General features: G+C 41.3%; 12 protein-coding genes. 7 read left to right on the top strand and 5 right to left on the bottom strand.

Annotation, left to right across the window (positions count from 1 at the left end):
- Positions 1–2: 2 nt before the first annotated feature.
- Together HCZ11_RS08005 and HCZ11_RS08000 are read right to left on the bottom strand one after the other, a co-directional pair.
- Positions 3–1,544 (bottom strand): tryptophan halogenase family protein, encoded by a 1,542-nt coding sequence (locus HCZ11_RS08005; protein ID WP_167658155.1) that lies wholly within the window; start codon positions 1,542–1,544, stop codon positions 3–5.
- 91 nt (positions 1,545–1,635) lie between these two features.
- Positions 1,636–4,584, bottom strand: coding sequence for a TonB-dependent receptor (locus HCZ11_RS08000; protein ID WP_254869127.1), 2,949 nt, complete (start codon positions 4,582–4,584; stop codon positions 1,636–1,638).
- Positions 4,585–4,885: 301 nt separating this feature from the next.
- Here HCZ11_RS08000 and HCZ11_RS07995 point away from each other — a divergent pair, with 301 nt between their 5' ends.
- The gene (locus tag HCZ11_RS07995; RefSeq protein WP_130049582.1) at positions 4,886–5,497 is read left to right on the top strand and encodes a fumarylacetoacetate hydrolase family protein; all 612 of its coding nucleotides are present in this window, start codon (positions 4,886–4,888) and stop codon (positions 5,495–5,497) included.
- On the opposite strand, the gene HCZ11_RS07990 is transcribed toward HCZ11_RS07995, so the two are convergent.
- Both HCZ11_RS07990 and HCZ11_RS07985 read right to left on the bottom strand, forming a co-directional pair.
- Positions 5,448–6,374 (bottom strand): ABC transporter substrate-binding protein, encoded by a 927-nt coding sequence (locus HCZ11_RS07990; protein ID WP_130049581.1) that lies wholly within the window; start codon positions 6,372–6,374, stop codon positions 5,448–5,450. The genes HCZ11_RS07995 and HCZ11_RS07990 overlap by 50 nt on opposite strands.
- A 144-nt stretch (positions 6,375–6,518) precedes the next feature.
- A complete protein-coding gene (locus tag HCZ11_RS07985; protein WP_130049580.1) occupies positions 6,519–7,502 on the bottom strand; it encodes an AraC family transcriptional regulator in 984 nt (327 codons plus the stop codon).
- 152 nt (positions 7,503–7,654) lie between these two features.
- Between HCZ11_RS07985 and HCZ11_RS07980 the strand changes: the two genes are divergently transcribed.
- From HCZ11_RS07980 to HCZ11_RS07955, 6 genes are read left to right on the top strand one after another with little or no spacing between them, the layout of a single operon-like run.
- Positions 7,655–8,947, top strand: a complete 1,293-nt coding sequence (locus HCZ11_RS07980; RefSeq protein WP_130049579.1) for an NAD(P)/FAD-dependent oxidoreductase — start codon at positions 7,655–7,657, stop codon at positions 8,945–8,947.
- A 3-nt stretch (positions 8,948–8,950) separates the two neighbouring features.
- Complete coding sequence (locus HCZ11_RS07975) at positions 8,951–9,865, top strand: bile acid:sodium symporter family protein (RefSeq protein WP_130052194.1); 915 nt, start codon at positions 8,951–8,953, stop codon at positions 9,863–9,865.
- Positions 9,855–10,796 carry an SDR family oxidoreductase gene (locus HCZ11_RS07970; protein ID WP_218650138.1) on the top strand — a complete coding sequence of 314 codons (942 nt, stop codon included), beginning with the start codon at positions 9,855–9,857 and terminating at the stop codon, positions 10,794–10,796. Before HCZ11_RS07975 ends, HCZ11_RS07970 begins: the two co-directional genes overlap by 11 nt.
- Complete coding sequence (locus tag HCZ11_RS07965) at positions 10,789–11,583, top strand: SDR family oxidoreductase (protein WP_167658153.1); 795 nt, start codon at positions 10,789–10,791, stop codon at positions 11,581–11,583. The genes HCZ11_RS07970 and HCZ11_RS07965 overlap by 8 nt, the downstream gene beginning before the upstream one ends.
- Entirely contained in the window at positions 11,583–12,308 is a 726-nt protein-coding gene (locus HCZ11_RS07960) for a sulfite exporter TauE/SafE family protein (RefSeq protein ID WP_130049576.1), read from the top strand. Before HCZ11_RS07965 ends, HCZ11_RS07960 begins: the two co-directional genes overlap by 1 nt.
- Before the next feature lie 49 nt (positions 12,309–12,357).
- Positions 12,358–14,673, top strand: a complete 2,316-nt coding sequence (locus tag HCZ11_RS07955; RefSeq protein WP_167658152.1) for a TonB-dependent receptor — start codon at positions 12,358–12,360, stop codon at positions 14,671–14,673.
- A gap of 53 nt (positions 14,674–14,726) precedes the next feature.
- Here the strand turns inward: HCZ11_RS07955 and HCZ11_RS07950 are convergent, their stop codons facing one another.
- Complete coding sequence (locus HCZ11_RS07950) at positions 14,727–15,779, bottom strand: aldo/keto reductase (protein WP_167658151.1); 1,053 nt, start codon at positions 15,777–15,779, stop codon at positions 14,727–14,729.
- Between the last annotated feature and the right edge of the window lie 11 nt (positions 15,780–15,790).

Here is a 15,790-nt window from a genome sequence, read left to right as displayed (position 1 = left end):
GATTAAATAGGTTGTATGCCAAATTGCTGAATATGATTTAACAGCTCGCGGTTAGTTGGTAGTTGTTGTAATCCGCGTTTGGCTTGTTGTTGGTTAGCACTAAAGTGCTCAATAATAGCCGTTGGCATTGCAAGTACAGGGAATTGTGGTAGTTGTTTCATACCATAAAGTACATACTGGTAACTGGCCGCAGAGAAGACCTCTTGAGTGCGGTCAAAGTCGTTTAGCCACGGGCTTTGATATTGCCAAAGTGCTAAGTTTTCTTGCAGCTGCGCAGGGATTGAGTTTGCCTCTTTATGAGCTTGCCAATAGGGGCTAGTGCGCTTTGACAGCACATAATGCAGCTTTAAAAACTCAATGATACGTTGCCAGCGATAATGGCATTGCTCATCAAAACGCTTTGCCAGTGTCGGCATTGCAGCACGATGAGTGGGGAAATTGGCAAGTAAATTATTAAGACCAAGTTCCACCATGACTAACGCTGAGGCTTCAAGTGGTTCAATAAAGCCTGCAGACATACCAATAGCTAAACAGTTTTTATACCAAAAACGGCGTCTATAGCCGGGGTTAAAACTGATTTCACGAAATGTCAATTCACTTTGTTCTGTGCCAGGCTGGGTTTTTGCAATGTATTTGCTAAGTGCATGTTTCGCATCTTCGCTACTGGCAAAGCGGCTTGAGTACACCATACCAAGACCACGGCGGCTTTGTAGGCCAATATCCCAAATCCAACCCGCATCTTGAGCAGTGGCTTTGGTATAAGAAAGAATCTCTTGTTGCGGGTTTAAATAAGGTACCTGAACGGCAACTGCTCGGTCGTTAAATAGCACATCTTGTTGCTCGATTAGTTCGATACCGTAATGCTGATGTAACAGCTTTGCGTGGGTGCCAGAGCAATCAATAAATATATCACCCGTGATAGCGCCATGATCGTGTGTTTGTAATGAACTAATATAGCCATCCTCATCACTATTGATGCTTTCAACATGGCTGACGATATGCTCAACTTTTAATTTTGTAGTGCAGTGCTGTTGCAGCAGCATGGCAAACTTACCAGCATCTAAATGATAGCCATAGTTTGCTTCACCTTGATAGGCGCTATGTAAGTGGTTTTTCGGCGCTTTATGGTGATCGCACAAGTAGGTTTGGCTTGCGACTGCGTGACTAAAACTCACGGCATCTTTGTTGGCAAACCAGTAAGGTGCAATATTTAATTGCTGATAAGCCACCGGTAAGCTGAATGGGTGATAATAATGTGCGTCGCCTTCATCGTCGCACCAGCTATCAAAGCGTGAACCCTGTTTAAAAGACGCATCACAGCGTTGAATAAATTCACTTTCGCTAATGCCGATGGTTTTTAAGGTTTGTCGCATGGTTGGCCAAGTACCTTCACCAACACCTATAGTGGCAATATCTGGCGATTCAATTAGTGTAATGTGTGCGTTGTGAGTTAAGTGGGGTTGGGCAGCAATTAAGCCTGCAGATAACCAACCCGCAGTACCCCCACCTAAAATGACGACTTTTTTTACTTCATTCTGTTGCATGTTCAAGGCTACCTAAAATGCTATATAGACAAACTAGCATAATTGCGAAAAAAAAAAGCCGCTGTTGAGCGGCTTTTTTGACAACAAAATGCTAGAACGAGTAGCGGAAGCCGATGTTATAGCGCGCACCGTATTGGTTTGCACGTAACAGCTGCTCTGAGTAACGAACGTAGGTACGTTGCGTTTCGTCTGTAAGATTTAGACCTTCAATAAACACCGTTAGTTTTTCATTAACTGCGTAGTTCACATTGATATCCCACTGGCCGTAAGACTCAGTAAAGATAGGTGAAGCATGTTGGTCAAAGCCTGTTAAGAACTCATCACGCCAGTTATAAGAAATACGTGCTGATAAACCGTCTAAATCATAAATTGCTGAGAAGTTAGCTGAATCACTTAAACCAGGTAAAGCAAATTGATAGCCGATTGCATCTCGGTCAGCTTCAACATCACCAAATACGAAAGTCGCGTTGGCTGCAATACCAAAACCTGAATCACCAAACATATGTTGAGCTGCCAGTTCCCAGCCCCATAGATTTGCTGTTTCAACGTTGTTATCACGCGAAATGAAGAAGCTTGCGAGTGGATCTGTATCGTTACCAACGATAGGCGTGCCTTCTTCTGTACCTTGGTTTTCGTTGATCTTATCGTGAATTGCTTGGTCAGATGGTTGCTCACCTGCTGCTGCTAAATCTTCACGAGCTTGCTCTGCACGATCACCAATGAATGGGTCAGTAATGCCGTCGATCGTTTCTTCAGTTGTAATATTAACTAAGAAGTTATCAACTTGCTTACGGTAGTAACCTGCTGATACATAGCTGCCTTCACCGTAGTAGTACTCAAGTGATAGGTCGATATTGTCAGCGGTATAAGGTTTTAAGTTTGGGTTACCTACAGCAACTTTTCGTTGACCAACTTTAGGGTTACCTAAAAATGACGTTGTTGAACGAAGCGCGCCAACTGGAGGGCGAGCAAGGCTTCGGCTGTAAGAGAAACGAGCGATGACGTCTTCAACTACTTCGATGTTCATATCGATGCTAGGTAAAAACTCTTTGCTGCTACCTTCACCATTTGAGAAAGAGCGCTCATCAGCGTAAATGTATGACCACTCGTTACCGTTAACCCATTCCATTGCAACAGCAGGGCGCTCTAAGCTGTTTGCAGTAACATCCGTTGATTCGTAACGTAAACCCGCAGTGATGTTCACTGGCATACCGTTGAACTCTGTTTCGAAGTTAGCTTGTGCGTATACGGCTGTTGTTTCTTCGCTGACACGGTGATCGTCATCGATTGGACCTGATTGCACCATACCATTTACATCAGCAGGCCAGCTACATGCACCAATGCCGCCATCTGGGTGATCACAGTCAATGCTTTCTGCAATCGCAACGATGTCATCAAAATCAGCATCATAATAGTAATTTAATAGCTTATCGCTACCACCGCCAGAGAAACCGTCAAGTAAACCTGAGCTATCTACTCGAGTGAACATGCTGTCATCGTACCAATCAGCAGAGTTTAACCACCAACCAGCAGCTAGCTGACCTGAATAAGCAGTCGTGGTGCGGAAGTCGATTTTAGTGTGTGACATACCAAAGTTAATGCTCGAAAGAGCACCGCTGTCCTCATTATACCAAGTACCTTTTAGTTGATATTGGTCAAGGTCATTCGTGTTAGTGTCTTTGTTTACACCGGCAAAAAGCGTCCCCATGTCGCTAGGTAAAATTTCTGCTTGGCCATTAGTTAAGGTCATATCGATTAGCGGAATTTCGCCTTTGCTGAAGTCAGCCATTTTTTCGTCGATATTGACGGTTGGGTTTTCACACCATGAACATGAGGTGTTACCGATGATCATAAATGCATCATGGCCAATACCAACACCGGCACTTTCTGCCGATGAGTTGTGTGCATCAAACTCAATGTTTAAGTTGTCTGTTACTTGCCAATCAATGTTTAAACCAAGCGATTTATTTTCGTTGGTTGTCGCGCCACGATTTAAGTTTGTAGAGTAGTCACCACCAATCTCAGTTACTTGAGTGTAAGTACCGTTTTCATTGATAGTTGCAGCACTTACGTTACCGCCATTATTGAACCAAACACCAAAGCTACGACCATCTTTTTCAAACTCAAGCTTTGAATACGTGTAATCGACTGTCGCTGTAATACGGTCATTAGGTGCATATTGCAGCACAAGTTGGCCATTGGTACGTTTACGTGAATTGTCAGAAAACGCGTAACCAGCATTCTGCGGATACCAAGTAGCACCATCAGCGCGTTGGTTGTTATCTGTGACAGCTAAATCAGGAGATGATGAAATATCAACATTTGGGATCCAGTTATCAACCGCCATTGATTGTTCACGGTTATCACGCTCTTGCACTGAACCTGAAATTAAGATACCAAATTTGTCATCGTTGAATGTGTTGCTGTAAATACCTGAAAGTTCAGGTGTTACATCGCTACCTGTTTCGTTTGATGTATCGTGAACGGCTTTTGCGCCAATCGATGCGTGTAGGCCAGGATTAGAGAGAGGTTTTGCAGTGGTGATATTAACGGTTGCACCAATACCACCGCTAGGGATATCAGAGCGAGCTGTTTTGTATACTTCAACACCACTCACACTTTCAGTTGCGATATCACCAAAATCAAATGAACGACCACCGGTTGTTGGCATTTGACGATTGTTAAGCGTTACTAAGTTAAATTCAGGACCAAAACCACGAACTGTAATTTTGCTACCTTCACCGTTACTTCGGTCAATAGACACACCGGTAATACGTTGTAAAGATTCAGCTAGGTTGGTATCTGGGAATTTACCAATATCTTCTGAAGTAATTGCATCAACAACACCTGCAGATTGACGTTTGATATCCATTGATTTTACAAGACTTCCGCGAATACCGGATACTTGTATTACTTCAATATCACTCGCTTTGTCGGGCTGTTCTTCGGCGACAGCTGAGTGAGGAACTAGCGCGCTTAGACCCATTGCCATAGACAGGCTAATAGCAAGCTGCTTTTTCTTGAAAAGTGTGTGGTTCATGCAAATCTCCAGATTTGGTTTTAAATAATGTTGTCGTCTATTTTTTGTAAGCGCTTACATTTTTTTCCAAAAAAAATCGCCGAACCCGATTTTATAAATGTAACCGCTTACATTACGTTATTGGAAAGTAAAACAATCGTCAATATAAATAACGAGTTAAGATCAGGGTAAATTTCTATGCTTATGTTATTATTAGAAATATTTTATAAGTAAGTTTCTGTTTTTTAGGTACAAATCCTGCGGGTTTAAGCTGGAATGAGAAAAATATAGTCTTTTACATTTGTTAAATTGAGGAGGTTGCGTGCAATCAGTAAAATGGAATGGTGATGTATTCACCTCAAGTAAAATTATTTGTGTTGGTCGTAATTTTGCAGCGCATATTGCAGAGCTTAACAATGAAACACCCGCTAGTATGGTGTTGTTTGCAAAACCAAATAGTGCCATCACAGATATGCTTAATAGTGAACACTTAGGTGAAGCTTTACATTACGAAACTGAGCTTTGTTTTTTAGTTAAAAACAAGCAACTGGCAGCGGTTGGACTTGGCCTCGATTTAACCAAACGTGAACTACAAAGCATACTTAAAGAAAAAGGCCTACCTTGGGAGCGTGCAAAAGCCTTTAATGGCTCAGCATTGTTTACTGAATTTGTCGCTGTTAATGACAGCTTGCATTATCAATTTAGTCTAAAGATAGATGGTAAAGAAACTCAACTAGGTGACACAAAGCTAATGTTGTTTAACGCTGAGCAAATTTTAGCTGAGATCAGTGAATTTATGGACTTAGAGGATGGCGATATAATTATGACAGGCACGCCTGCCGGGGTAGGGAAAGTCGCGGCTAATTCAACCTTTGCTGTAACACTTATGGATGGTCAACAGGAGTTACTATCTCATCAGTGGCAGGCTCTGTAAGTGGGTCTAAAATGTAGCGCTGATAATAAGTTGAAAACTCAGGAAAGCTTTGTTCGAGCCAAGTGCGTTGGCTTTGCTGGTATCTCTCACTTGGCAACACCTTGTTTTTCAGCGCCTCATTAATCTGTACAAGTACTTTTTCGGCATAATGATTAGGCGCATTCGTTGAGCAACCAATGGCGCCAAAAACAATACTCTGTGCTGGATTAACGATGGTGAGTTTTTGAATATTCTGTAGGTTTTGCTGGTTGTAATAATCAGCAACAAATGGGTAATCAATAGTGTAATCAATGTAGCCGTGTTCTAGCTGTGATAGCAGAGCAAAATTTGGGCTACTGCCGTTACCACTTAGTGCTGCACTTTCGTAGAGTTTGGTATTTTTCGCAATCTTATCTAATTTACTGCCAAACTTACGCGCACTATTTTGACCATAAATAAAATTAGCATCAGTGAATAAAGAGATTAGTGGCACTGGATCGCCATGTTTTTGTTTAATCTTTAATGATTTTTCTTCAGTACTTAAAACACTGAATGGTGGGTACACTGTGGTTGGGATTGAGTAAGTAACATGATTATTTTTTTTACCTCGATGGATCATACAGGCATAGCATGCCATTTTCCCGTCAGCGAGATATTTACTGCCACGCTTTTGCGGTAATATCACTTTGCTGTGGTTAATTTCGGGTAAGGCTTCAATCAACATATCGGTAATTTCATTGCATAACCCACCATGGGGGTTAGCTTTGCTTTTCTCGATAAAGAAAGGCTTAGCATCATTTTCAAACCAGGTAATAGTGAGTTGTTCTGAGGCATCAGTTTTCGGGGCAAAGAACGCCCCCGCAACCACGCATAATACTTGTTTTATGTATTTACTCATCAACAACCTTGCAAGTTAAGTGCTAAGAATAACTATACACTATAGTATTAGGAAGCGTGTAGTTTGAATAGATAAATGATGAATAAGTATTGGTTTTCGTTTAATCCAATTGCTTCGCATTGAAGAGCAAGTTCAAGCATTTACCTATTCATTTTCTAGTGTTTTTTTGTATTCTTTAAAGCCAACCCCTGTCCAACGTTTGAATGCTTTGGCAAAAGCACTTTCATCTACATAGCCAAAGTACAAAGCAAGGTGTGCTTGATTCGCACTACCTTGGCGTATCAACTTCTTGGCTAGTTCACAGCGAACTTCATCACTTAACTTTTTAAATGAGTAGCCTTTTTCAGCAAGCTTACGATTTAAGTGCCTTTCACTCACAGCCAATAAATTACTTATTTGTTCACGTTTTAAATTGGGTTGCTTAAGTAAAATTGCACTGACTTTATCAACATAACTCTGTGGTTGCAGTTGCTTTAGTTGTTGCTCTGCCAGTGATTGCATTTGTTGTTGCACAGCTTGATTAACGTTACGTTGTTGCAATTGCCAATCATCATCATGATAAATTAAGTAATTTTCGTTGGTGTTAAAAAGCAATTCGGCGTCTCCAAAAATGGCGCGATAGCTTGCTATATTCCCTTGCTGAGAATGCGTAAATGCAACCACCTTGGGCTTTATTGGTGCACCAGAGATCCATTTCGCGCCACAGGCAACACAGGCAAGAACTGCCTCTATCCTTATTGCTGTAGGAGTGCTAAAAAAGGCATCAAAAGTGACTTTCCAGCCATTTTTTGAATGTGATTTACTAAACTTACCACCTTCACCTATTAAGGCTGAATAGGCAATTAAGCTGTCGACAGCATCACCTAGAGTCGGACAACTAAATAGTAAGTAGCCGAGCATATCGTAACTATCGGGCTTTAAACTTAAGGCTATTTTAAGACCAAGTTCATTGTCATTTAAATCTGTCAAAGCTTGCCAAAGCGCATCTTGTAGCGCCATCGGCAGTCTTCCTTCACTTGGGAATTTTTGAATTTGCTGGCATAAATTAGCATCTAATTGTACATCTAACGCGGGAAGAATATGCAAAATAGCCTTGCTAAAGCCAGGTGTTACGCTGTTTGTAGTCATGTGTGTTCTTCTTATTGTTGTGTGATTTTTATAGCACAACTAAGAAATGATGTCTCGTTTTAACTGGTTTTTGTCCTGTCATCGCTATTACAAGTTTTTAAAAAATAGTTAATCTGGTTGTCACACTTTGATTTATCTATGTAGGAATGAGTATGCATCCATACGTTGTAATTGGCGCAGGCCCAATGGGTCTTTGTACTGTTCGTCGACTAGCTGAGACTGGCATTGATGTGATTGGTCTTGAAGCACACAGTGATGTAGGTGGTTTATGGGATATTAATAGCCCAACCAGCACCATGTATGAATCAGCTCATTTAATTTCATCAAAGAGAATGACCGAGTTTGCTGATTTTCCAATGGCAGAACACGTCGCAACATATCCAAAACATGATCAAATGCGTGAGTATTTTCAAGCCTACGCTAAACATTTTGACCTCTATAAGCATTACCGCTTTGGAGCATGGGTTTCTCATTGCGAGCCAGAAGGTGAGTTTTGGCGAGTTAGCTATGTGCAAAATGGCCTGCAAAAAGAAATTTTAGCGAGCGGTTTATTGCTCGCTAATGGTACTTTGCATCACCCTAATCGGGGACAGTTCAAGGGCTCTTTTGCAGGAGAGCAAATTCATTCAAGTGAATATCGAAGTGCAGGCTTATTTTCAGGTAAACGTGTTCTGATAATTGGTTGTGGCAACTCTGCGTGTGATATCGCAGTCGATGCGGTTCATCGTGCAAAATCTGTAGATATGGTGGTACGCAGAGGTTATTACTTTTTACCGAAATTTGTCGCAGGCAGGCCTACAGATACACTTGGTGGTAAAGTGCGATTACCGAATAAATTGAAACAAATAGTCGATGGTACATTAGTTAGGCTTATTTCAGGCAAACCAAGTTCATATGGCTTACCTGATCCAGACTATAAAATGTATGAATCGCACCCTGTGGTTAATTCATTGTTTTTACATCACATTGGTCATGGTGATATCAAAGTTAGACCATCAATTGCTGAGTTAACCGAGGAGGGAGCCGCGTTTACTGATGGCAATAAAGCTGACTATGATTTGATTTTAGAAGCAACGGGTTACAAGTTGCATTACCCGTTTTTAGACCAAGCTCACCTTAACTGGCAGGGGGATGCTCCTCGCTTGTATTTAAATGTGTTTAATCCATTACATCAAAACTTGTATGTGATGGGGATGGTTGAAGCAACTGGATTAGGTTGGCAAGGCCGTGATGATCAGGCAAAGCTAGTTGCTAAAGTGATCCGAATGCAACTAGATAACCCTACTAAAGCGGCTAAGTTTGCTGAAAAAGTGAAGCGTAAAGCAGCTGTCAGAATTGACGGTGGTATGAATTATTTAGAGCTTGAACGCATGGCGTATTATGTTCATAAAGCTGACTACCTAGCGGCGATTAATGATGAAATGCGCCAATTAAAAATGGGATAAATGATGTCTCAAGCAAGCTTAATCACTTTAAACTTAATTTTGGCCATGATGATGTTTGGTATTGCGCTTAGTCTCAAACTTGCAGACTTTAAGCGTGTACTTAAGGCACCTAGAGGACCTATTACAGGGTTATTAGCTCAGTTTATTTTACTGCCGCTGATAACGTGGTTACTTACTTTAATGGTTCCTATGCCTGCTGAAGTTGCATTGGGACTTATTCTTGTTAGTAGTTGTCCTGGAGGTAGTTTTTCTAACATTGTTACTTTCCTAGCAAAAGGCAATACCGCGATGTCGGTAAGTATGACAGGAGTAGCAAGTCTTGCTGCAACTGTAATGACACCGTTTAATTTTATGCTTTATAGCAGTTTGAACCCAGATACGGCTGTGTTGCTGACCCAAATTAATGTCCCTGCAAGTAATATTCTTGTGATTGTTGCTCTAGTGCTGGCGTTACCACTAAGTTTGGGACTACTTGCAGCTAAATTGTGGCCTGTATTCGCAGCTCGTAGTGAACCCTTTTTTAGATTTATTTCTCTGCTTACCTTGTTCTTATTTGTATTAATTGCACTTACCAGTAATTGGTCCGCATTTATTGCTGGTGCCAGTATTTTTCTGCTGGCGGTGATTGTTCATAACGCGATTGCACTATTGGTTGGTTTTTCGAGTGCCAGAATTATGAAACTGAATAAAGCGGATACGCGTGCTATTACGCTTGAGGTAGGGCTGCAAAACTCTGGTTTAGGCTTGGGTATTATTTTTACTTTTTTCGATAATTTAACAGGCATGGCCATTATTGCAGCAGCATGGGGATGTTGGCATCTAATTTCAGGTATGGGGCTATGTTTTTACTGGCAACACCATGATCGTAAACACGGTATAAAGATCGCAAGTAATAAAGAGGTTCAATGTGGCTCATAAGATCATGATAACAGGTAGCCAAGGCTATATCGGCAAACGGTTAGTCGAGTCGCTATCAACACAGCATAAGCTGGTAGGTATTGATATTGTTGATCTCCCTCAAACTGGTTGTCATTACTATCAACTTGATGTGCGTGATACGCGACTCGCAGAAATTATGCTTGAACACAATATTACACATGTTGTGCACTTAGCGAGTATTTTACAACCGTCTAAAGATGCCGTTCGAGACTTTGATATCGACGTCAATGGCACTCGAAATGTGCTTGAAGCATGTGTTAAGGCAAATGTGCAGCATATTACGGTAACGAGTTCTGGAGCTGCCTATGGTTATCACGCTGATAACCCTAGCTGGTTAACCGAACAACATCCGTTAAGAGGTAATGCTGAATTTGCTTATAGCCATCATAAACGCTTAATCGAAGAGCTATTAAAAAACTATCGATATACGCATCCCCAGCTAAAACAGTTAGTACTTCGCCCGGGGACTGTGCTTGGTAAAACTACTAATAATCAGATTACTGATTTATTTAATAAGCCAAGAATAATTGCCATTAAAGGCAGTGACTCTCCTTTTGTGTTTATCTGGGATGAAGATGTCTTAGCGATTATTTTACAGGGGGTTACAGAAAATCGTGAAGGCAGTTTTAATTTAGCTGGTGATGGAGCTATGGGCATAAAAGAAATTGCTAAAGCCCTAAACAAACCTGTCATTGAGCTTCCTGCTTGGCTTTTAAAACTCAGCTTACGGGTCGCGAAGCTATTCGGAATGACCCAGTATGGCCCTGAACAACTTAATTTTTTACGTTACCGCCCAGTACTTTGCAATCAAGCACTGAAACAGCAATTTGCCTACCAGCCACAAAAATCGAGTAAAGAAGTATTTGCTTTTTATCTCACTAATAACATTAAGAGGCATCCATATGATTAATCCATCGTTACCCGTTGCTGTGATTACTGGTGCGGCTTCTGGGTTGGGTTTAGATTTAGCAAAACAGTTAGCAACTCAATATCAATTAGTATTGATTGACCTAGACCTTAAGCTGTTGCAAGAGCAATGCGGACAAATAATTAATGCGCAATTATATGGCTGTGATTTAGCGAACAAGGACGAGCTTGATGAGTTAATAACGCAGATCAAAGCTAAGCATTACTCAATAGCGTTACTGATTAATAATGCAGGGATTACGCATCGTTCTTTGGCTCGCATTACTCGTCCAGAGGTAATAGAAAAAGTAATGGCTGTTGATTACTTTGCGCCTGTACGTCTTGTGTCAGGCTTAATCGAACCATTACAGCAAGCACATGGCAAAATCGTAAATATCAGTTCTATGGCTGGATGGATGCCTGTTATGGCCAGAGCAGGCTATTGCGCAGCTAAATCTGCGTTACACCAATATTTCGAAACATTTCGCGCTGAAATGCGCCCAACGGGCGTGTCGGTGTTGATGGTATATCCTAGTTTTTTAGATACTCCGATTGATAAAAATGCATTAAATGGCGATGGCGGAAAAACCAACCATGCCCGCTCAATGGTTGGTAAAATGCGTACGAGTGACTGGATGGCAAAGCAAATTTGTGAGGCTATTCGACTTGATAAGCAACGGCTTTTCCCTGATAGATTTACATATTTTTCGGCGTTGTTATACCGCTTAATTCCACGTTTATACATGCATTTTATGGCACGTAAATTTGCCAGTGAGTGGGAGGTTGCGTAATGGTTTTAATAGGCTTAGGGGCGGCTATTATTTTTGCCTTTGCAGTGGAAGCTATGACTGGCTTTGGTAGCATCGTTATTGCCTTAACAATTGCAGCATTATTTATGGATATTCAGCAAGCAATGCTGTTACTCGTGCCACTTAATTTACTAATGACTTCAGTGATGGTGTTTAAGCTGCGTGCGTATATTCAGTTGAATTTGTTAGCAAAGCAGATTTTACCTCCAATGCTGCTTGGCACAATGATTGGTGCTTTACTAACGCCTTATTTTCCAGCGCAATTAACAAAAGTATTATTTGCTTTATTAATCATTTGGTTTGCGGGACGTGCCATTTGGCAAGCGTCAGCTATGCCTTTGAGTAAGCCTGTACAGCTTTCCGTGATAGGTGGTGCAGGTATTACGCATGGTTTATTTGCATCAGGAGGGCCTCTTCTTGTATATGCAATGGCTCGCAGTGGTTTAGACAAAACTTCATTTCGCGCCACGCTTCTAACTATTTGGCTTATTTTAAATAGCTGTTTAACTCTTTGGTTTCTCATCTCAGGACAATTAGCAGGGCAGTTGGGCCACTTTCTAATGCTCGCCCCATGTGTTCTGTTTGGGGCGCTTATTGGTAACTACTTTCACCATACAATTAATCAAACACAATTTTTACGCTTAGTCTTTATCACTTTATTACTGCTTGGAGTGTTGCTGTGCTTAACCGCACTGTGGCAGTGGTAGTAGGTGGCTATGTAAATTGCTGAATATCAGCACTCTCTGAGGAATTTGAATGCACACAAAAACAAAAATTAATGCCATTACCTTAGGAATAATCTTAGCAACAGGTAGCATGGCTGAAGTAAAAGCAGCAGATGACAAAGAACTTGAAGTAATCTTAGTTTCGGCCCAAAAACGTGTTGAAAGTGTCAAGGATGTGCCTTTATCGATCACTGCCATATCGGGTAAAGAGCTACAAAGTAAAAACATTAACGATAGTGAGGAGCTGTCATCACGTATAGCAAACTTTAATATCAGTCAGTCAGGGCAGGGCTACAATATCACTATGCGCGGTTTAGGCTCTGGCCCAAACCAAGGTTTTGAGCAAACCGTGGGTACTTATGTTGATGGCGTTTATCGTGGTCGTGCTTATCAAATGCGCAGCGCTTTTGTTGATCTCGAACGCTTTGAAGTATTGAGAGGACCACAATCAACGTTATTTGGTAAAAATACCACCGCAGGAGCTCTGAATATAACGAGCGCAGCACCCACTGAGGAGCTATCAGGTTATGCTAATCTTAGCTATGAGTTGAATAATGGCAGTACTTTTGATGGTGCTATTAGTGGAGGCGTAACTGAACATTTTCAGGCTAGAGCAGCGGTAAAAGTAATAGACCAAGATGGTTATTTTTACAATACACTGCAAAAGCGTGATGAAGTTGGGCGCGATGGGGTTTTTAGTCGTTTAACTTTGACTTGGCAGCCTTTAGAGAGCTTGGATGTCTCTTTGAAGTATCAACATGACGAAGAAGATAATATTGGTATCACACCCAGCCAGCCAGTTGCAGAGCCTGTATTATATAATGCGCCATTACCTGCCGTATTTGGGGATGTAAGTAGTTATGTAATCGGCGATAAGCTTAACAAGGGTTTGTCCACTTTAGGTGAAAATGAGCAAGGGGAGTTCAAGGCTGATTATTGGACTTTAAATGTTGAGTGGGATTTAGGCCAACACGTACTTAGTTCGGTAACAGGGTGGCAAGATTATACTATGTTGCAAAGTAACGATGGTGATCATGGCCCTGCACCTCTAACCTACCGCCAAGCGAGTGATGAAAGTTTTCAGCAGTTCAGTCAAGAGCTGCGTATTAGTTCGTATAATGATGGGCCGTTTAATTATATTGCGGGTCTATACTTTCAAACCACTGAACTCGACTTTTCTGAACTGTATCGAATTTATCCACTTAATGCGATAGGTCCACGTGATTATCAATCTGACAGCGATACACAAGCAGTATTTGCAAAGTTTGATTATCAATTTGCACCTAATTGGCAGGCATCATTAGGTTTACGATATTCGCAAGAAGATAAATCAGCATCAAGACGTTTAAGCATGATCGAGCTAAGCTCAGGTACACCTATCAATGATATGGCACAGGTGAATGTCCCAGCAACTTTGCAAGCAATGGGGTTACCTGCAGTTTTACCTACATCAATGTATTTAGGAGTTTTAAGCTCTCAACTAGGGCTTGAGCAACATCAAGTAAATGGTGAACGTAATGAAAATGAATTCAACCCATCGCTTTATATCACCCGTAAGTTTGATGATGCAATGGCCTATGTATCAATGTCGACAGGGTCTAAAGCTGGTGGCTATGACGCGAGAGCTAATTTAGCATCAAATTGGCAATTTGAACCAGAAAAAGTAATAGCCTATGAAATGGGCGCTAAATTTACCTTGGATGACGGTGCTGCTGATTTGAATATCGCAGTATTTAGTATGCAGTTTGAAGATTTACAAACATCAACATTTGATGGTGTTGCAGGTTTTTATGTTGAAAATGGCGCTGAATCATCAAGCCAAGGCGTTGAACTCGATGGTCGTTGGTTAATTGCCGACAACTGGCAGTTGTCAGGCAATATTGCGTATCTTGATTTTAGCTGGGATGAGTTTACAGGTGCCAAATGTTTTAACAGTGCGATGTATCAACCATCAAACCTTGAAAGCTCAGGTAAAACCTGTGACTTAAGTGGTAAAACAGGGGCGTATGCGCCTAAATGGTCGGGCAGTATTAACCTTGATTATATTAAAGAGTTTGGTTCAGCGATGGAGTTTACTTTTAATCTTGAGAGTGAATTTAAATCGCGTTATTTCACTAATTACGATCTAAATCCATATACAGCGCAAAGTGGCTACGGCAAAGTCAATATGCGTTTCGGTTTAATGGATTTAGAGTCTGGATGGTCTGTTGCATTGTTAGGTAAAAATTTAACTGACAAGATGACTAGTAGCTACAGTACAGATATGTCGTTCGCACCGTCAGGAATGTATGCAACATGGGTTGAGCCAGGTAGAAGTATAACTTTGCAAGCAGGGTATCGATTTTAACTAAGCTCATTGTGTGGTTAAAGCCCTGCATAATTAACTGCAGGGCTTTTTACTTAGAAAGGCATTGGATAGTTTTTGAATACCTGTGCCACTTTTTCAAGGGCTTCATCTGTTAAGTCAATTGAAAAAGCATCGATATTTTCTTTTAACTGCGCCATAGATGTTGCGCCTATGATTGTTGAGCTAACGCCATCTACTTGATTACACCAAGCAAGTGCGAGTTGTGAAGGTGTTAAATTAAAGGCGTTAGCAATTTCAACATATTCAGCAATCGCAGCTTGTGATTGTGGTGTGTCTCTGAATAGGCCATTACGTTGCACTAGTGTCCAACGGCTTCCTTCAGGACGTGCGCCATTTAAGTATTTACCACTTAGCATGCCGCCACCAAGGGGTGACCAAGGCAGATAAGCGATATCTTCGTGAATACATTGTTCTATTAAATATGGCCAATCTTTAGCGTGCAATAAACTAAATTCGTTTTGAATCGATACCATACGCGGTAGATTGTGTTGCTCACTTAAACGCAGGTATTGACTAATGCCCCAAGGAGTATCGTCCGATAAACCACAATGTTTAATCTTACCTGCCTTTACACAGTCATTCAGACCTTCGAGAATATCTAACATGCCAGCGATATTTTGCTCAGTGTTTGCCTCTGAAAAACGAACGATGCCAGGCCATTGTTTAGCAAAGTGTGGTGATGTACGGTTTGGCCAATGTAATTGGTATAAGTCTATAACATCAGTTTGGAGACGTTTAAGTGAAGCATCGACGGCTTCAACCACCGCCTGACGGGTAATGTCGCCTGCATCGCGTACCCAAGGTAAGCCGTTACCTGCAATTTTAGTTGCAATGACAAGGTCATCACGTTTGTCTTTATTACGCGCTAACCAATTACCGATGATCTCTTCTGTTTTACCGTAGGTGTCTGGAGAAGGTGGTACGGCATACATTTCTGCGGTATCAATAAAGTTAACGCCTTTATCTAATGCATAGGCGATTTGTTCATCGGCATCGGCTTGGTTGTTTTGCATACCCCATGTCATGCTACCTAAGCAGACACGAGATACATCAATACCACTTCGACCAAGTGGGCTATATAGCATAATAGATCCTT

This window comes from Pseudoalteromonas sp. HF66 (assembly GCF_011806445.1).
In the GTDB taxonomy this organism is placed as follows: Bacteria; Pseudomonadota; Gammaproteobacteria; order Enterobacterales; family Alteromonadaceae; genus Pseudoalteromonas; species Pseudoalteromonas apostichopi.
The sequence above is the reverse complement of the archived record's forward strand: the minus strand, read 5'-3'. Positions and strand labels throughout refer to the sequence as shown.